17 protein-coding genes are annotated in these 17,736 nt (G+C 38.3%); 9 read left to right on the top strand and 8 right to left on the bottom strand.

Going from position 1 to position 17,736, the window contains the following annotated elements; all coding sequences use genetic code 11:
* Positions 1–2: 2 nt before the first annotated feature.
* Positions 3–932, top strand: a complete 930-nt coding sequence (thrB, locus tag PSE83_RS17870; protein ID WP_004905678.1) for a homoserine kinase — start codon at positions 3–5, stop codon at positions 930–932.
* 3 nt (positions 933–935) lie between these two features.
* Positions 936–2,231, top strand: a complete 1,296-nt coding sequence (gene thrC / locus PSE83_RS17865; protein WP_004905677.1) for a threonine synthase — start codon at positions 936–938, stop codon at positions 2,229–2,231.
* A 126-nt stretch (positions 2,232–2,357) separates the two neighbouring features.
* On the opposite strand, the gene PSE83_RS17860 is transcribed toward thrC, so the two are convergent.
* The 6 genes from PSE83_RS17860 to PSE83_RS17835 all read right to left on the bottom strand — a co-directional run bounded on the left by PSE83_RS17860 (position 2,358) and on the right by PSE83_RS17835 (position 6,766).
* Entirely contained in the window at positions 2,358–3,017 is a 660-nt protein-coding gene (locus PSE83_RS17860) for a hypothetical protein (RefSeq protein WP_004905676.1), read from the bottom strand.
* A gap of 45 nt (positions 3,018–3,062) precedes the next feature.
* Positions 3,063–3,188, bottom strand: a complete 126-nt coding sequence (locus PSE83_RS17855; RefSeq protein WP_269815319.1) for a hypothetical protein — start codon at positions 3,186–3,188, stop codon at positions 3,063–3,065.
* A gap of 540 nt (positions 3,189–3,728) precedes the next feature.
* Positions 3,729–3,920 carry a hypothetical protein gene (locus PSE83_RS17850; protein ID WP_004905671.1) on the bottom strand — a complete coding sequence of 64 codons (192 nt, stop codon included), beginning with the start codon at positions 3,918–3,920 and terminating at the stop codon, positions 3,729–3,731.
* Between the two features lie 209 nt (positions 3,921–4,129).
* The gene (locus tag PSE83_RS17845) at positions 4,130–4,594 is read right to left on the bottom strand and encodes a hypothetical protein (RefSeq protein WP_004905669.1); all 465 of its coding nucleotides are present in this window, start codon (positions 4,592–4,594) and stop codon (positions 4,130–4,132) included.
* Positions 4,595–4,701: 107 nt separating this feature from the next.
* The gene (locus PSE83_RS17840; protein ID WP_004905667.1) at positions 4,702–6,090 is read right to left on the bottom strand and encodes a Cu(+)/Ag(+) sensor histidine kinase; all 1,389 of its coding nucleotides are present in this window, start codon (positions 6,088–6,090) and stop codon (positions 4,702–4,704) included.
* Positions 6,083–6,766 carry a heavy metal response regulator transcription factor gene (locus PSE83_RS17835; protein ID WP_004905666.1) on the bottom strand — a complete coding sequence of 228 codons (684 nt, stop codon included), beginning with the start codon at positions 6,764–6,766 and terminating at the stop codon, positions 6,083–6,085. The genes PSE83_RS17840 and PSE83_RS17835 overlap by 8 nt, the downstream gene beginning before the upstream one ends.
* Before the next feature lie 154 nt (positions 6,767–6,920).
* Here PSE83_RS17835 and PSE83_RS17830 point away from each other — a divergent pair, with 154 nt between their 5' ends.
* The 5 genes from PSE83_RS17830 to PSE83_RS17810 are packed head-to-tail and all read left to right on the top strand — an operon-like array spanning position 6,921 to position 13,560.
* Entirely contained in the window at positions 6,921–8,315 is a 1,395-nt protein-coding gene (locus tag PSE83_RS17830) for an efflux transporter outer membrane subunit (protein ID WP_272661009.1), read from the top strand.
* Positions 8,316–8,323: 8 nt separating this feature from the next.
* Positions 8,324–8,665 carry a copper-binding protein gene (locus PSE83_RS17825; RefSeq protein ID WP_144140925.1) on the top strand — a complete coding sequence of 114 codons (342 nt, stop codon included), beginning with the start codon at positions 8,324–8,326 and terminating at the stop codon, positions 8,663–8,665.
* A gap of 17 nt (positions 8,666–8,682) precedes the next feature.
* Entirely contained in the window at positions 8,683–9,951 is a 1,269-nt protein-coding gene (locus PSE83_RS17820; protein ID WP_004905663.1) for an efflux RND transporter periplasmic adaptor subunit, read from the top strand.
* A gap of 3 nt (positions 9,952–9,954) precedes the next feature.
* Positions 9,955–13,092 carry an efflux RND transporter permease subunit gene (locus tag PSE83_RS17815; protein ID WP_210853494.1) on the top strand — a complete coding sequence of 1,046 codons (3,138 nt, stop codon included), beginning with the start codon at positions 9,955–9,957 and terminating at the stop codon, positions 13,090–13,092.
* A gap of 45 nt (positions 13,093–13,137) precedes the next feature.
* Complete coding sequence (locus PSE83_RS17810) at positions 13,138–13,560, top strand: DUF411 domain-containing protein (RefSeq protein ID WP_004905661.1); 423 nt, start codon at positions 13,138–13,140, stop codon at positions 13,558–13,560.
* A gap of 48 nt (positions 13,561–13,608) precedes the next feature.
* On the opposite strand, the gene PSE83_RS17805 is transcribed toward PSE83_RS17810, so the two are convergent.
* Both PSE83_RS17805 and yaaA read right to left on the bottom strand, forming a co-directional pair.
* Positions 13,609–14,601: an aldo/keto reductase gene (locus PSE83_RS17805; RefSeq protein WP_004905660.1), complete on the bottom strand. Its 993-nt coding sequence runs from the start codon at positions 14,599–14,601 to the stop codon at positions 13,609–13,611.
* A gap of 191 nt (positions 14,602–14,792) precedes the next feature.
* The gene (gene yaaA, locus PSE83_RS17800; protein ID WP_004905658.1) at positions 14,793–15,569 is read right to left on the bottom strand and encodes a peroxide stress protein YaaA; all 777 of its coding nucleotides are present in this window, start codon (positions 15,567–15,569) and stop codon (positions 14,793–14,795) included.
* Between the two features lie 386 nt (positions 15,570–15,955).
* On the opposite strand from yaaA, the gene tal reads away from it, so the two are divergent.
* Both tal and mog read left to right on the top strand, forming a co-directional pair.
* A complete protein-coding gene (gene tal, locus PSE83_RS17795) occupies positions 15,956–16,909 on the top strand; it encodes a transaldolase (RefSeq protein ID WP_036958561.1) in 954 nt (317 codons plus the stop codon).
* A gap of 190 nt (positions 16,910–17,099) precedes the next feature.
* Positions 17,100–17,681 carry a molybdopterin adenylyltransferase gene (gene mog / locus PSE83_RS17790; protein WP_004905653.1) on the top strand — a complete coding sequence of 194 codons (582 nt, stop codon included), beginning with the start codon at positions 17,100–17,102 and terminating at the stop codon, positions 17,679–17,681.
* Positions 17,682–17,736: the final 55 nt, after the last annotated feature.

Genomic DNA, 17,736 nt, shown 5'->3' with positions numbered 1-17,736 from the left:
AAGTGATTAAAGTTTATGCACCGGCTTCAATTGGTAATGTGAGCGTCGGGTTTGATGTCCTTGGGGCAGCTGTTTCGCCTGCTGACGGTTCACTATTAGGTGATTGTGTAACAATTGAAGCTGCGGATACTTTTTCCCTGACGAATCAAGGAAAATTCGTTGCTAAGCTGCCGAAAAAAAATGAACACAATATTGTTTACCAGTGCTGGCAGTTGTTTTGTGAGCGCCTTGGTAGGCCATTAAATGTCGCGATGACGCTTGAAAAAAATATGCCAATTGGTTCAGGGCTCGGTTCTAGCGCCTGTTCTGTTGTCGCTGCACTGATGGCGCTTAACGAATTTGCAGAGAAACCATTCGATGATACTCAACTGCTTGGCATGATGGGGGAGCTCGAAGGGCGTATTTCAGGAAGTGTGCACTATGATAACGTCGCACCGTGTTTTTTAGGTGGTTTGCAGCTGATTATCGAACAAAATGGCATTATTTCTCAGCCTGTACCTGCATTTGAAAATTGGTATTGGGTTATGGCTTACCCTGGAATTAAGGTATCGACAGCAGAAGCGCGTGCGATCCTGCCTGATAGCTATCCACGCCACGATATAGTAAACCATGGCCGATACTTATCAGGGTTTATTCATGCATGCCATACAAACCAGCCGTTACTTGCCGCAACGATGATCCAAGATGTTGTCGCAGAACCTTATCGTACACAATTATTACCCGGTTTTGCGGCAGCACGTCAAAATGCAAAAGAAATCGGTGCATTGGCTTGTGGTATCTCTGGCTCAGGGCCAACATTGTTTGCTATTTGCGATGAGAAACATATCGCTGAAAAAATGGCGAGCTACTTGCAACAACATTATATTCAGAATGATGAAGGCTTTGTGCATATCTGCCGTTTGGATCTGGCCGGGGCAAGGACAATAGGGTAAATAATGAAACTGTATAATTTAAAAGATAACAATGAACAAGTAAGTTTTGCACAAGCGGTTAAGCAGGGGTTAGGTAAGCAACAAGGTTTATTTTTTCCTCAAGACTTACCTGAGTTTACAGCGGCTGAAATCGACGAATTATTAAAATTAGATTTCGTCACACGTAGCAGCCGAATTTTAAGTGCCTTTATTGGTGATGAAATTCCACAAGAAGAATTAGCTGCACGTGTTAAAACCGCGTTTGCTTTTCCTGCGCCAGTTTCTAAGGTTGAAGATGATGTAGCAACGTTGGAGTTATATCATGGGCCAACACTCGCATTTAAAGACTTCGGTGGCAGATTTATGGCTCAGGCATTGGGCCAAGTAGCTGGTGAGCAGCCGGTGACCATTTTGACTGCTACTTCTGGGGATACAGGAGCCGCGGTTGCACACGCATTCTATCGTCTTAAGAACGTGCAAGTTGTTATTCTCTATCCAGAAGGAAAAATTAGCCCGCTGCAAGAGAAACTCTTCTGCACGCTGGGTGAAAATATTCATACGGTTGCGATTAAAGATGACTTCGATGCATGCCAGGCATTAGTAAAACAATCATTTGATGATGAAGAGCTGAAAAAGGCGTTGTATTTAAACTCGGCGAACTCGATCAATATCAGTCGTTTGTTAGCTCAAATTTGTTATTACTTCGAAGCCGTCGCGCAGATCCCAGCAGAAAAACGTGATCAATTAGTGATCTCGGTTCCGAGTGGTAATTTTGGTGACCTTACGGCAGGTTTATTAGCTAAATCAATGGGCCTACCGGTTAAACGCTTTATTGCAGCAACTAACGTAAATGACACTGTGCCGCGTTACCTTGTTGATGGACAATGGAAACCAAAGCAAACTGTGGCAACATTATCGAACGCCATGGATGTTAGCCAGCCAAACAACTGGCCTCGTATTGAAGAGTTATTCCGCCGTAAAGGTTGGTCCCTTGATGAATTAGGCCATGGAGCGGTGAGTGACGACGTGACTAAAGAGACAGTACGTGAATTAGATAAAAAAGGGTATTTATCTGAGCCACATGCTGCGGTTGCTTATCGTGTGCTTCGTGACCAGTTGCAAGAAGGTGAATACGGGCTGTTTTTAGGCACGGCACACCCAGCTAAGTTTAAAGAAAGTGTTGAAGAAATTCTTAATAAGGCAATACCTTTACCGAAAGAGTTAGCAGAGCGTGCGGAACTACCACTCCTCTCACACTTTTTACCATCTGACTTTGCACAATTACGCGCATTTTTAATGAAATTAGCACCTAAGCAATAAAAATTGCAAGTGTACGAAAAACGGAAGCGAAAGCTTCCGTTTTTATTGGTAATACCATCTTTTATAAAGATAATTATATGGTTTCATATTGCCACATCACTTATTCACTTCTAACGGATTTATTTGTCACATTGAGCTAATGCTAATACCATCGTGCCCATCTCTACCGCCATCAGGTCCACCGCGTCCTCCTTTTCCTCCTTGGCTACCATTGCCCCCATTGCCACCATTACCACTACCAGAGCCGTTGCCCCCATTACCTCCGTTACCACCATTAGTTCCACCATGTCCCCCATTTCCCCCATTGCCATTTACAGTTCCATTCCCGCCGTTCCCACCACTACCACCACCATCTCCATCACCGCCATTTCCGCCATCACCTCCAGTTACACTGCCATTACCGCCATTTCCTCCATTGCCATTACTGCCTTTTTCTGCGTTTCCACCATTGCTACCATTACCGTTATTTGATCCTGTTCCGCCATTCCCTCCATTTTGGCCATCACCACCGTGTCCACCATGACCACCGTTACCACCATGGCCACCTTGACTATCATTTCCAGCGTGACCCGAATTTCCGTTTTGTCCATAACTTACAAAGCTAAAAATTTTAGAATAGTAATATTGTCCATGGAGTATCGAACATACTTTATTATTAATTTCATTAATATTGAGTTCATTTTTTAATAAACAGTTAGATGGAGTATTAAATAAGGAGTGAGAGTATGCTGAAAATGAAATAGAACTAATTAATAAGACGCCAAGTGAAATGTAATTTTTATACATGGTAAATTCCTCCGTTCCCCCCTCATCGAGTGAGGAGGGAAATATTTAGTGACGAGATATATTATCTACCGTTGCCGCCATTACCGCCGTTACCACCATGGCCGCCATTCCCTCCATTACCACCATTTCCTCCATTACCACCGTGACCGCCATTCCCTCCATTTCCTCCATGGTTTTGTTCATAAATAGTAGAATAAGTCGAAGTATTGTCAGAATGTTTTTCTTGGAAAGAAGTTGCAGATGCTAGAATTGGGAATAATAAAGATACTATGACAATAGATGCTTTATACATATAAAATCCTCGATTAAAAGTTTAAATTGAAGTGAACTGCAAGGAAATTGTAATTCATGATTTTGAATAAGTAATTAATATTTTCATCTAAGAGTGAAATTAAATTTAGTCCACTGTTAATATAAAATAACATTATTTATTTTTTTTGTGCGTATTTTAAATGATTTATTAATAATGAATCATTTGAGATAATTAATTAATAATTTGCCAGGTAATGTTTTGTTTTAAAATTAATTATCATAAGATTAGGGTTTTATGGGGTAGGATAGTAAAGTGGAATATATTAAAATACAATTCCACTTTACCATTGATTTTAACAGCATATAGGCCTATGTTTCCTAATGTAGTATATTAAAAGGATATAAGGCTATATATTATGAAGGGAATTACCTTAAGCTTTGTTTGATGTCTTCTGAATTTTATTTGATGTTCAGCCAAACATCATCATCATCTCCTTTTACGTTAAACCAAACATCATCATCATCCCCGTTATAGGCTACGTTTACGTCTATATCTAGGATAGGTGGCTCTGGTGGGAAAGGAAGAATAGGAGTAGCGAAAGAGAGAGTTGGAAATAATAAAAATGCAAATATGATTGATTTTTTAAACATATAATCACCTTTTAAAGTTAGTATTGAAATGAACTGCCTAGAAATAATAACTTATTTTTCTTGATGTTCAATAAATATTCAATCAATTTAGTAATAAAAAATGAAATTGGTCAAACAAAAATCTATTTGTTGTGTCTATAACTAAATTTTATTTTTTTAATTTAAAACCATATTAATATTTATTTAATAATATGGTTTTAAAGTTCTAATTAATTATTTTTTGAATATCCTATTATTTTACTTTGTATAGAAGCAGATGAACTATTTTTATGAAAGTTTAACATGGTGACGGCTTTTTCATTTTCATTCATATCGGAAAATGGTTTTGCAACTTTTACCATCGATTTTTTATAGTTAGGTGATTGGCTTTGGTGGCTACTGATCATATTCTGCATTACTGGGGAGGTACTATTTTGAGTAAAATTCAATGCGGTAGCAGCTTGAGTATGTCTATCTAATTGAAGAAATGATTGGGTTGAGTTGATATTATCGTTGACTGAAGTACCCGCCTTACTCAAGTGGTCATTAATCGATTTTTGATTAGAATACGATGTATTGTTCTCAGTGAAATTTAATGCATTCGCTGCATTATAATGTATTTCTTTTTCTGTTTGAGCGTTTGCTACATGTGTTGTTACAGTCACAAGTGTTAAAGCAAAAATAATTTTTTTCATAACAAATCCTTATTAAGTTAGATAATTTATCTTGTAACTATAATAAGGCTTTATTTCTGTCTGAATACTGACAACAAGATGACAAAATTGCCATTTATGGTAGATATTTAATTTGGTTCCTTAGGTAAAAATACAGTAAAACGTGTTGAAAAATCATCTGATGTTACAGTGATTCTTCCCTTATGCGCTAATATGATTGATTTGACGATAGCCAACCCAATTCCGCTCCCTTCATTTTTTCTTTGTCTTGATTTATCTACTCGATAAAATCTGTCAAAGAGTTTTGCTAAATGTTCTTCTGGTATTTTTATGCCGGGATTGCTGATAATTAATTCAATACCATTTTTTACATTCGAAATATTAATACTGACAGAATCCCCCTTTGGGGTATAGCGGATAGCATTTGATATTAAGTTAGTAATTGCTCTTCTTAACATATCTTTATCGGCCATAATAGGGTCTGTATCACCAATTAGCTTAAGCTTTATTTCATTCTCTTCCGCGAGATATTCAAAATAATCAAATATGAGCTCTATTTCAGTTTTAATATTAATAACTTTTTTCTCAGGGATAAGCCTATTATCATCTGCTTGAGCAAGAAAAAGCATATCAGAGATCATTCGTGATAGACGGTTATATTCTTCTAAATTAGAATATAACACTTCAACGAGTTCTTCTTTACTGCGATTTTTACTCAAAGATATTTGGGTTTCAGTCATTAAATTAGTGATAGGTGTACGCATTTCATGAGCTATATCTGCTGAGAAATTCGTTTGTCTTACGAAAACATCTTCAATTTTGACTAACATCTGATTAAATGATTTTGTTAATTGTTTTAATTCATTAGGTACAGAATCAGGGTCTAAACGCACACTTAAGTTTTCGGAAGTGACATTTTTGATTTCATCGCTCACATCTTTAAGGGGTTTTAATCCTTTAATTACAAGGAAATAAACGACAAGAATAGTAAATAAGCACAATATAATAGCGCTGACAATTAAATTATTTATTAATGAACTCAGATAATCATGATGAAAATTTAATGATAATGCAGTAACCAACCGATATTGTTTAGACTCTGAAGGGGAATCTACCTGAATAATAATTTCAGATAGGCGATAATTTTTAAGCTCTTCTTGGTTATTTTTATGAGGATCATAATTTTTTAAGTACGTAATGAGCTTATCTGTTGCATTGGGAGATATTAATTCATTTCCTTTTTTATCAATGAGATAAATAGTAATGTCTTGGTGCTCATTAATAATGGTTTTAATACGTGCATATTGTTCACTTTGTGAGTCTGTATTGTTATTTAACAAGCTACGGATCGTTAGGTTCAACTGGTTAAGTGTGTATTCATCTTGCTGTTTAAAATGCAACATAACCGAATTGATCATGATCGAGCTAAATAGTAACAAGGCGAGGGAGAGAGTAATACTGATCAAAACAATAAGACGAATTGAAATTGAGACAGGAGATCGAAAAAATTTAATCATTTTCAGGGATCTCAAGTAAATAGCCCATTCCCCTGATGGTATGGATCAATTTAGGCTCATAGCCTTGATCTATCTTAGCTCTTAATCTTTTCACTGCTACATCAATCACATTGGTATCACTATCAAAATTCATATCCCACACTTTTGAAGCGATAAGAGAACGAGAAAGTACTTCACCTTGGTGAAGAATAAAAAATTCCAATAAAGAAAACTCTTTACTGGTGAGTATAATTTTATCATTTTCACGGGTAACGCGTCGCTTAATCAGGTCAACATGCAAGTTAGCAATGGTAAACTGTGTTTTTTGGATGCTGCTGTTGCCTCTGCGTAATAAAGTTCTTACTCGAGCGAGTAACTCCGAAAAATCAAATGGTTTAACGAGATAATCATCAGCACCTAACTCTAGCCCTTTGACTCGATGTTCAACATTACCTAATGCAGTGAGCATCAGTATTGGTGTATTTTTTCCTGAATTGCGTAAGCTCTTTGCAATTTCCCAGCCGTTAATATCAGGTAACATCACATCAAGAATAATTAAATCATAGTCTTCAGTTGTGGCCATATGCAGGCCTGTAATACCATTTTCGATTGCATCAACAATAAACCCGGACTCACTTAAGCCTTTAGACAAGTATTCTCTCGTTTTATGTTCATCTTCAACAATAAGTAATTTCATCTCAGACCTATCAGCTGGGTAAATAATGCAGCCATTCTAAGCACTACAGCAACGAAATGTAAAATGACAAATTTGTCATTTTCATGTCATCAATCTAACAGGAGGTCTTTTTTACTATAGCTCCAATTTTAATTACTAGAGGCATGGCTATACCATGTATTCCCCAAAAATATTAATAATAGCTTATGCCTTAACTTTGACGGGCTGTGTTTCGCTCGCTCCTGAATATCAACGCCCTAACCTTAATTTACCTCATCAATTCAATAGTCATGTTTCTGATGCAGCAAAGCAGGCTCAAACTGAATTATTGATCCCTAGTTGGGAACAATTTATTCAAGACCCTCAAATGAAAAACGTGATAGAAATTGCACTAGAGAAAAACAGCGATTTATACCTTGCTGCGTTAGATGTAGAGGAAGCTCGTGTACGTTTTGGGCTAGCGGGGGCAGAAAAATATCCTCAAGTTAATTCATCGATGAGTGGTGATTATAGTCAGTCGTTAGAGAGCGGGTCATCCTTTAATAAGAAATACAGCGTAGGCATTGATATCAGCTATGAGCTGGATTTTTTTGGGCGTATCAAAAATTTATCTGATGCAGACAAAGCAAAGTTTATTGCTTCTCAAGAGATGAGCCGTGCGACACAAATCATCACGATTAAAACGGTAGCAGAAGCGTACTTAGATGTGGTGTATAACCAAAAGCTATTATTAATTGCACAAGAGACGAAACAAAGTTATCTCAATAGTCAATCGATTGTAATGCAAAAAGTGGCGGCAGGAAAAGCCGCACTATCAGACCTAGAACAAGCTAAAGGGCAAGTACAGTCTATTTCTATTAATATCGAAAAAATTGAAAGTGAAATTGCAAAAAATGAAAATTTACTGAATTTTTTGACAAATGACTATGCAACAAAAATAAACTTAGATCTAGGACGCTACGAGCCAAACTATCCTTTAATTACGACACCTCCAGATATTCCTTCTGAAATATTGCTAAAGCGCCCGGATATTATGGCTGCGGAGCAAAACATTATTTCTGAGAATGCCAACATAGGTGTAGTGAGAGCAGCTTTCTTTCCTTCTATTTCCTTTAATACGGGAATTGCAAATAGTAATGATTCTTTAACGGGGTTATTTGACTCTTCAAATGGTATTTGGAATTTTATTCCTAAAATTACGCTACCTATTTTTACTGGGGGGACAAATAGCCGAAATTTAGAGTTGGCAAATATTAGAAAAAATAAAGCGATTGCTAATTACGAAAAAAGTATTCAAGTAGCGTTTCGAGAAGTGAAAGATGCCTTAGTGATAAAATTGAGTTTAGAAAAACAACTTATCTCCCAAGAGCAATATGTCAACACGCTGCAAAACGTCTTAACACAGAAACAAGCAAGTTATCGATATGGTGGTTTAAGTTATCTCGATGTTCTCGAAGCGCAGCGTAGCTTATTTACAGAACAGCAAAACTTATTGATGTTGAAAATAGAACAGCAGAAGAATGAAATAAATTTATTCTCTGCATTAGGTGGCGGATTAATCAAATCATGAGGGTAAAAATGAAAAAACTAAATACGGTATTTTTTGTAATTTCAATGGCGATATTAACAGCAACCAGCTATGCAAATGCAGCTGAACATAATCACTCTATTTATCCAGAAAAAGCGGCGGAACCAACAATTAACACTGAAGGAAAGCTAATCTCGATTGACAAAGATAATAAAAAATTAACGATAAATCATAAAGAAATAGAAAGCATTGGTTGGCCACCAATGACGATGCGTTTTACATATGAAGATGAAAATATGATCAACGGTTTACAAGAAAATGATGAATTGAAATTTTCATTTGTACAACAAGGTAATCTTTCAATGTTGAAATCCGTCGAAAAAATAAACTAAATAGGTAGAGAGATGTTATGTCATTAGTTAAACTGACCAAATTGCTATTGGTAATTATTTTATCGAGCGTTATTTCAATTTTATTTTACCGTTATTTTTTCGTTATAGAAAATAATAGCCAATCAGTTGAAAAACAAGAACGCACCGTATTGTATTGGTATGATCCCATGTATCCCAATACCAAGTTTGATCAACCAGGGAAATCCCCTTTTATGGACATGGATCTTGTTCCTAAATATGCGGATGAAAACTTGGCTTCAGCGAATAGCAAAGGGGTAACAATTAACCCAACACAGACACAAAATTTAGGGCTTAAAACGGTGGATGTGAAGTGGGGGAAATTAAACTATGACTTAACATTTCCAGCCGAAATTGCGTTTAATGACCATCAATTTGCTATTGTACAAGCACGCGAAAATGGTTTTGTTGAAAAAGTTTATCCATTCACAGTAGGTGAGAGGATCCAAAAAGGCGTTCCTATTGCTGAGCTAACGATCCCTGCATGGGTTGAAGCACAAAGTGAATATCTTGCGCTTAAGCAAATGAATGCGAGCCAACAAGATCTTAATAGTGTCATTGAGCGTTTACGTTTAAATGGCATGCCAGAAGGCGCGCTTTCTCAGTTTATTAAAACAGGAAAAGTGCAAACACGTTTTACTATTCAAGCTCCTATTTCTGGGGTAATTACTGCACTTAATCTACGTTTAGGGATGAATGTATCCAAAGAAGTCGTTATCGCACAAATACAAGGAACAGATCCATTATGGATTAATGCATCTGTTCCTCAGTCAGTTGCTGAATTACTTAATCAACAAACACAATTTACAGTTTCTATTCCTGCCTATCCTTCGCAGTTATTTACTGTAAAAAACTGGTTGATATTACCCAGTGCAGATCAAGCAAGTCGTACAATTAATATTCGTACAGAAATTGCTGATCCTAACCATTTATTAAAACCAGGTATGACAGCATATTTAAATTTAGTTGCAGAAGGTAATGAAAGTTTATTGATCCCTTCACAAGCCATTGTGGACTCTGGGAAAGAACAGCATGTTATTGCTGTTGGTGAGAATGGTGAATTTATTCCCAAAAGAGTACGAGTGCTGAGTGAATCTCAACAAATGACAGCAATATCTGAAGGCTTACAAGTGGGTGAGCATATAGTGACTCAGGGTATTTTCCTGATTGATTCTGAAGCGAATATTGCTGGTGCATTAGCCAAGATGGAAGCGCTTCCTGAAGTATCAGCGTCATCTAATCATTCATCACATAAATCTCAGGAGTAGAGTATGTTGGAATGGATTATAAGACGCTCGGTTGCTAACCGATTTCTAGTGTTAATGGGAGTCGTGTTTTTAGTCATTGCGGGTATTTGGAGCATTCGCAGTACACCAGTTGATGCATTACCTGACTTATCTGATGTACAAGTGATCATCAAAACCACTTATCCAGGGCAAGCGCCGCAACTGGTCGAAAACCAAGTTACCTACCCGATAACGACGACGATGCTATCTGTGCCGGGAGCAAAAACGGTGCGGGGGTTTTCTGCATTTGGTGACTCATATGTTTATGTTATTTTTGAAGATAATACAGATTTATACTGGGCTCGTTCACGAGTTTTAGAATATTTAAATCAAGTCCAAAACCAATTACCCAAAGGTGCAGTAGCCTCCATTGGCCCTGATGCGACAGGTGTTGGTTGGATTTTTGAATATGCTTTAGTGGATAAAACTGGAAAACATAATCTAGCAGAACTACGTTCATTACAAGATTGGTTTTTGAAATATGAATTGAAGGCTTTGCCTAATGTTTCAGAAGTGGCAACCGTTGGCGGTGTGGTTAAATCTTACCAAATCTTAGTTGACCCACTCAAGCTCAGCCAATTTTCAGTGACATTACCTGAAATAAAACAGGCCGTTGAAATGGCTAACCAAGAAGCCGGTGGTTCATCGATTGAAATTGCTGAAGCTGAATATATGGTTAGAGCAAGTGGTTATCTTCAATCTATTGATGACTTCAATAAAATCTACCTAAAAACGCCAGAAAATGGTGTACCTATTTACCTACAAGATGTTGCTCGAATACAGGAAGGCCCCGAAATGCGTCGTGGGGTTGCTGAGCTAAATGGAGAAGGTGAGGTCGTTGGGGGAATTATTCTGCTTCGCTCTGGTGAAAATGCACGTAATGTGATTCAGGATGTAAAACAGAAACTTGAAGATTTAAGTGCTAGCTTGCCGGAAGGCATCGAAATTATCACGACTTATGATAGAAGCATTCTTATTGATAACGCGATTGATAATTTAAGTTATAAGTTACTAGAAGAATTTATTGTTGTCGCATTAGTGTGTGCCGTTTTTTTATGGCATTTCCGTTCTGCTCTCGTGGCAATTATTTCTTTGCCCCTTGGATTATTTATTGCCTTTATCGTCATGCGCTACCAAGGAATAAATGCAAATATTATGTCGTTAGGGGGCATTGCAATTGCGATCGGAGCCATGGTGGATGCCGCCATTGTTATGATCGAAAATGCACATAAAAAATTAGAAAAATGGCAACATGAAAATGAAGATAAAGTCATTGATAATGCCCAGCGTTGGAAAGTTATTACGGATTCCGCTGTTGAAGTTGGGCCTGCATTATTTATCAGTTTATTAATTATCACATTGTCTTTTATTCCTATCTTTACGTTGGAAGGGCAAGAAGGCCGTTTATTTGGTCCACTTGCATTCACAAAAACCTATGCCATGGCGGGTGCTGCGGCTTTAGCGCTGATTGTTATTCCAATTCTAATGGGATATTGGATCCGCGGTAATATTCCAAATGAAAATAAAAACCCACTGAATCGTTGGTTGATCTCACTCTATAGCCCTATTTTAATTAAGGTATTAGCGTGGCCGAAAACCACCTTATTAATTGGTTTCTTATCTTTATTTACGGTGATATGGCCATTAAAACATTTAGGTGGTGAATTTCTTCCTGCAATTAATGAAGGTGACTTACTTTATATGCCTTCAACATTACCGGGTGTTTCGCCTGCACAAGCGGCATTTTTACTACAAAATACGGATAAGTTAATCAAAACTATTCCAGAGGTGGATACGGTATTTGGAAAAGTTGGTAAAGCTGAAACAGCAACGGATTCAGCCCCGATGGAAATGATTGAAACAACGATACGTTTGAAGCCGCAAGCACAGTGGCGAGAAGGAATGACACTCGAAAAAATTATTGATGAGCTCGATGAAACTGTACGTTTACCTGGGGTTGCAAACTTATGGGTTCCACCTATTCGTAACCGTATTGATATGTTATCTACGGGAGTCAAAAGCCCTATAGGTATTAAAGTATCAGGCAGGGATCTTGAAGAAATCGATGCATTAGCCCAAGAAATTGAAAAAGTCACAAAATCGGTACCGGGGGTGGTTTCAGTTTTGGCTGAGAGGTTGGTAGGCGGACGCTATATTGATGTCAAAATTGATAGAGAAAAAGCGGCTCGTTTTGGTATGAGTGTCAGCGACGTACAAGTGTATATTTCAATGGCCACTGGTGGGGAAATGATTGGGGAAACAGTTGAAGGGATTGAGCGTTACCCAATTAGCATAAGATATCCTCAAGATTACCGAAATAGTGTATCTGCGATGAAGTTATTACCAATTTTAACGCCAAACAAACAGCAAATAGTACTTAGTGATGTTGCAGATGTCTCCGTGAATATGGGCGCTCCCATGTTGAAAACAGAGAACGCCAGACCGACTAGTTGGATTTATATTGATGCACGTGATCGTGATATGGTTTCTGTTATTAAAGATATTGATACAGCAATAAAAGATAATATTCAAATGAGGCCGGGTCTTAGCTATTCCTTTACGGGGCAATTTGAATTACTCGAAAGGGCTAACCAAAAATTAATGTTAATGGTTCCCGCGACCATCATGATTATTTTTGTACTGCTTTATTTAGCCTTTAGACGATTTAGTGAAGCTTTACTGATTTTATTAAGTTTACCTTTTGCTTTAGTGGGCGCGATTTGGTTCCTTTATTGGATGAACTTTAATTTATCAGTTGCAACAGGAACTGGATTTATTGCATTGGCAGGTGTCGCGGCTGAATTTGGCGTAGTTATGTTGATTTATTTACGCCATGCAATCGAAGATAAAGAAAAACAGCAAGGAATAAGCAAGCTATCAAACCAAGATTTAGACCGTGCATTATATGAAGGCGCAGTTTTACGTGTTCGCCCTAAAGCCATGACGGTTGCCGTAATTTTAGCCGGTTTATTGCCAATATTACTTGGAACAGGAGTCGGTTCAGAAGTGATGAGCCGTATTGCTGCACCGATGATTGGTGGAATGATAACTGCACCGTTATTATCCCTATTTATCATTCCTGCGGCTTATAAATTAATCTGTCAGTTACGCCATAAAAAATAGACACTTTTTAAGTACTAGTCATTATTATTGATAAGGTAAATAGCAATGAAGAAGATAATTTTAGGTGGAATGTTTTTACTGTCATTTTCTGCATTTTCTCAAAACCAGAGCGTGCAATTGTATAAAGATGCAAACTGTGGTTGCTGCCAATTATGGGGAGAAGGAGTTAAAAAAGCAGGGTATGACGTTGTGGTCAATGAAATCAGTTATGATGAGTTGAACAAACTGAATGATGAGCTGAATGTGCCTTATAACTTACGCAGCTGCCATATCGCTAAATACAAAGGTAAAGTGATTGTTGGCCATGTTCCTGTCAGCAGTCTTGATGCGATTGATGCCTTACCAGCGGATGTGGTAGGGATTTCTGTTCCGGGTATGCCAATTGGTAGCCTAGGGATGGAGCAGCCAGATGGCCGTACTCAGCCTTATTCTGTGGTGCAGTTTAAAGCAAATGGGGAATATCGTTAATTGAGATAAAATTTATTAAGTTGCAGGATATCCTGCAACTTGTGTGTTTTATTCGCCTTCTAATATTAATTCGATGGCTTTGAGCTCTTTTTGCGTAAAATTACGATTTTTTAGTATCCCCATTGCATCATCAATTTGGCTGATACGGCTTGCGCCAATGAGAACGGAAGTGATCCTGTCGTGTCTCAGTAACCATGCTAATGCCATTTGGTTTAGCTTTTGTCCTCTTTTTGTTGCCAGTTCATTCAGTTGTTTAACCTTTGATAAAATGTTTGACGTGAGTCTTTCTGGGGGCAAAGAAGGATTACCTGCAGCACGTGAATCAGCAGGGATGCCATTAAGGTAGCGATCGGTTAATATCCCACCAGCCAATGGAGAGTATGCGATAGAGCCAACGCCTTCTTCTTCCAGTAAATCGAGTAAATCTTCTTCGGGAGTACGTTCTAGCATGGAATATCTAGGTTGGTGAATCAGGCAAGGGGTTCCTAATTCATTGAGAATATTAATGGCTTCTTTGGCTAAATTGGTTGGGTAATTAGAAATCCCCACATACAGGGCTTTTCCTTGGCGAACTATGAGATCCAGCGCTCCCATGGTTTCTTCTAATGGAGTATTGGGATCAGGTCGATGATGATAAAATATATCTACATAATCTAATCCCATTCGCTTTAAACTTTGGTTTAGGCTTGCAACTAAGTATTTTTTACTTCCCCAGTCGCCATAAGGGCCATCCCACATAGTGAAACCCGCTTTTGATGAAATAACCATTTCATCGCGATAAGGCAGAAAATCCCGCTGCATAATTTTGCCAAATGTACTTTCGGCAGAGCCTGGTGGTGGCCCATAATTATTAGCAAGATCAAAATGGGTGATCCCAAGGTCAAAAGCATGGCGAAGCATGGCTTGGCAATTATCAAAGGGTTTGTTATCGCCAAAGTTGTGCCATAACCCTAATGAAATCAGTGGTAAGCGTAATCCGCTACGGCCACATAAACGATATTCCATTTCAGTATAGCGCTTTGATGATGCAACATAAGGCATACTTCACCTCCAAAATAGTGGGTAAAACTCAATTTATACTGTCATAAAGCTAAAAAGTAGGCTGAGGAATCAATGCTAATTTGTTCTTGACTAGAAGGTTTATGAGTAAATTGTGATAGAGCCCGAAAAAAGAGTGAAGTATTTTGGCATTCGTGGGTATCGGCTGCGTACCAATCCCCACGTTTTGTATATTAGGCTTGCTCTGAGCGGGTAAATACCAGCTCGTTACCTTTAGATTGGCTTTCATCAAATTGATAGCCTTCTAAATTAAAATCAGCCAGTTGGTCTGTTTTCGTTAATTTATTTTGGATGATAAAGCGGCTCATTAAACCCCGCGCTTTTTTTGCATAAAAACTGATAACTTTATATTTACCATTTTTTTCATCAAGGAAAATAGGCTTGATAATTTGCCCGTCCAATTTCTTTGTATTCACCGATTTAAAATATTCATCTGAGGCAAGGTTGACTAATATTTGATCTTTTTGCTCCGCTAATGCGTGATTTAATTGCTTGGTGATGATGTCTCCCCAAAACTCATATAAATCTTTTCCACGGGTGTTTTTTAATCGAATTCCCATTTCTAAGCGGTAAGGTTGCATTAAATCTAGCGGTCTTAAGATACCGTAAAGACCTGATAATATGCGTAAATGAGATTGAGCAAACGCAAAATCGTCTTGAGAAAAGGTTTCTGCTTGCATACCAGTATACACATCCCCTTTGAAGGCAAGGATCGCTTGGCGTGCATTTTCTGGGGTAAAGTCCGCATGCCATTCTGCAAAACGGGCAGCATTGAGCCCCGCAAGCTTGTCACTAATTTTCATTAAACTGGCAATATCTGCAGGGGTTAATTTACGACAGACATTAATTAATTTTTGTGACTCAGTAAGTAATTCAGGCTGAGTAAACTGCTGTGTCGCAAGTGGGCTTTCGTAGTCTAATGTTTTTGCAGGTGAAATTGTAATAAGCATGACTTGACCCTTTATAAAGAATGATACTGCTTACTTTAGCAAAAATTCTTCCTAATTGGCTAATTGATACGATAAGCCAAACCAATATTATTCTTTAATTACAATGATAGCACAATATAACTAGCTAAAAGGATTCAGTTTCTAATTGGCTAGCGAAATCGATTGCCAATCAAATAGTTGCTTTTGACTAGATTTACTTGCTTGCAGCAATATGGATGCATGATATTATCTGTAGACGGTGCGGCGATAGCCACAATTCCTTTATAATACGCAAAGTAATTCAAGTTGCAGTTTGTTAGCCTACACCACAAGAGTCGCAAGAATTGTAGGTAGCTAACCACCGCTACAACTTGGAATATGACGGGTATAACAACGAGATTAAAGAAATGACCGATAAACTAACCTCATTACGTAGTCTGACAACTGTTGTTGCTGATACTGGCGACATCGAAGCGATGAAGCTTTACAAACCACAAGACGCGACCACAAATCCCTCGCTGATCTTAAATGCTGCACAAATTCCTGAGTACCGTAAATTAATTGATGAAGCGGTAGAATGGGCTCGTAAGCAAAGCAATAATCGCGAGCAACAAATTGTTGATGCTTGTGACAAGCTGGCTGTTAATATCGGTCTGGAAATTCTGAAATTAGTTCCAGGTCGTATTTCTACTGAAGTTGATGCGCGCCTGTCTTATGATGAAGAAGCTTGTATTGCTAAAGCGCGTCACTTAATCAAAATGTATAACGATGCAGGCATCAGCAATGACCGTATTCTGATTAAACTGGCTTCAACTTGGCAGGGTATCCGTGCTGCAGAGAAACTGGAAAAAGAAGGCATTAACTGTAACCTGACTTTATTATTCTCTTTTGCTCAAGCGCGTGCTTGTGCGGAAGCGGGCGTATACCTGATTTCTCCATTTGTGGGCCGTATTCTTGACTGGTACAAAGCGAATACAGATAAGAAAGAATTCGCACCACATGAAGACCCAGGTGTGGTTTCTGTTACTGAAATCTACAACTACTACAAAGCTCACGGTTATAAAACTGTGGTTATGGGCGCAAGCTTCCGTAACGTGGGTGAAATCATTGAACTAGCAGGTTGTGACCGTTTAACTATCTCTCCAGGCTTATTAAAAGAGCTGTCTGAATCACAAGGTGAATTAGTACGTAAACTGACTGATACAGGTAAAACTAAAGAGCCAGGCGCTAAGTTGACTGAAGCAGAGTTCTATTGGCAGCACAACCAAGACCCAATGGCGGTTGATAAACTGTCTGACGGTATCCGTAAGTTTGCAGTAGACCAAGAAAAACTAGAAAAAATGATTGCAGACTTACTGTAATTTATTTCATTTTTCCTTAAAACCCAGCCTGTTGGTTGGGTTTTTTTATGCCTATTTTTCATTGAGTTAGTTCTCAATTTCAAGATATAAAATCAAGGGCGCTTTATGCAATCGTTCATCATGGTATGATATTGCCCCTGTTTATTATTAAGTGAACAGTTTTTGATTGAATAATTTCTTTGAGGTTTGTATGGATGAATTGCGCATAGGTCTGGTTTCCGTTTCTGATCGTGCTTCGAGTGGTATTTATGAAGACAAAGGCATTCCCGCATTAGAAGAGTGGTTAGCGAAAACGTTGACAACCCCTTTTCGTATCGAAACTCGCCTGATCCCTGATGAGCAAATCATGATAGAGCAAACATTATGTGAGCTGGTGGATGAGTTTGCTTGCCATTTAGTCCTAACCACAGGCGGCACAGGACCTGCTCGCCGTGATGTCACGCCTGATGCAACCCTTGCGATTGCAGACCGTGAAATGCCAGGTTTTGGCGAACAAATGCGCCAAATTAGCCTAAAGTTCGTCCCTACTGCGATACTGTCACGCCAAGTAGGGGTAATACGCAACCAGGCTTTGATTTTAAATTTACCTGGGCAGCCTAAAGCGATCGCGGAAACTCTGGAAGGTTTAAAAGACAAAGAAGGGAATGTGGTAGTTTCTGGTATTTTTGCCAGTGTTCCTTATTGTATTCAATTGCTTGACGGCCCATATGTAGAAACAGACCCTACGGTTGTGAAGGCATTTAGGCCTAAATCCGCAATTCGTCCTGAATAGTTTGCGATGTAATCAGGTGAGGCTTAGCTCACCTGATTAATAATATTTAATGCAT

Origin of the sequence: Providencia sp. PROV150, assembly GCF_028481025.1 — a bacterium.
GTDB lineage: Bacteria > Pseudomonadota > Gammaproteobacteria > Enterobacterales > Enterobacteriaceae > Providencia > Providencia hangzhouensis.
This window is presented reverse-complemented; position numbering and strand designations above follow the sequence as displayed.

What these genes read in the sequence shown, in the direction of transcription:
- thrC (WP_004905677.1), top strand. Translation starts at nt 936, where the DNA reads ATGAAACTGTATAATTTAAAAGATAACAATGAACAAGTAAGTTTTGCA.
- PSE83_RS17860 (WP_004905676.1), bottom strand. Translation starts at nt 3,017, where the DNA reads ATGTATAAAAATTACATTTCACTTGGCGTCTTATTAATTAGTTCTATT.
- PSE83_RS17855 (WP_269815319.1), bottom strand. Translation starts at nt 3,188, where the DNA reads ATGGAGGAAATGGAGGGAATGGCGGTCACGGTGGTAATGGAGGAAATG.
- PSE83_RS17850 (WP_004905671.1), bottom strand. Translation starts at nt 3,920, where the DNA reads ATGTTTAAAAAATCAATCATATTTGCATTTTTATTATTTCCAACTCTC.
- PSE83_RS17845 (WP_004905669.1), bottom strand. Translation starts at nt 4,594, where the DNA reads ATGAAAAAAATTATTTTTGCTTTAACACTTGTGACTGTAACAACACAT.
- PSE83_RS17840 (WP_004905667.1), bottom strand. Translation starts at nt 6,090, where the DNA reads ATGATTAAATTTTTTCGATCTCCTGTCTCAATTTCAATTCGTCTTATT.
- PSE83_RS17835 (WP_004905666.1), bottom strand. Translation starts at nt 6,766, where the DNA reads ATGAAATTACTTATTGTTGAAGATGAACATAAAACGAGAGAATACTTG.
- PSE83_RS17830 (WP_272661009.1), top strand. Translation starts at nt 6,921, where the DNA reads ATGTATTCCCCAAAAATATTAATAATAGCTTATGCCTTAACTTTGACG.
- PSE83_RS17825 (WP_144140925.1), top strand. Translation starts at nt 8,324, where the DNA reads ATGAAAAAACTAAATACGGTATTTTTTGTAATTTCAATGGCGATATTA.
- PSE83_RS17820 (WP_004905663.1), top strand. Translation starts at nt 8,683, where the DNA reads ATGTCATTAGTTAAACTGACCAAATTGCTATTGGTAATTATTTTATCG.
- PSE83_RS17815 (WP_210853494.1), top strand. Translation starts at nt 9,955, where the DNA reads ATGTTGGAATGGATTATAAGACGCTCGGTTGCTAACCGATTTCTAGTG.
- PSE83_RS17810 (WP_004905661.1), top strand. Translation starts at nt 13,138, where the DNA reads ATGAAGAAGATAATTTTAGGTGGAATGTTTTTACTGTCATTTTCTGCA.
- PSE83_RS17805 (WP_004905660.1), bottom strand. Translation starts at nt 14,601, where the DNA reads ATGCCTTATGTTGCATCATCAAAGCGCTATACTGAAATGGAATATCGT.
- yaaA (WP_004905658.1), bottom strand. Translation starts at nt 15,569, where the DNA reads ATGCTTATTACAATTTCACCTGCAAAAACATTAGACTACGAAAGCCCA.
- tal (WP_036958561.1), top strand. Translation starts at nt 15,956, where the DNA reads ATGACCGATAAACTAACCTCATTACGTAGTCTGACAACTGTTGTTGCT.
- mog (WP_004905653.1), top strand. Translation starts at nt 17,100, where the DNA reads ATGGATGAATTGCGCATAGGTCTGGTTTCCGTTTCTGATCGTGCTTCG.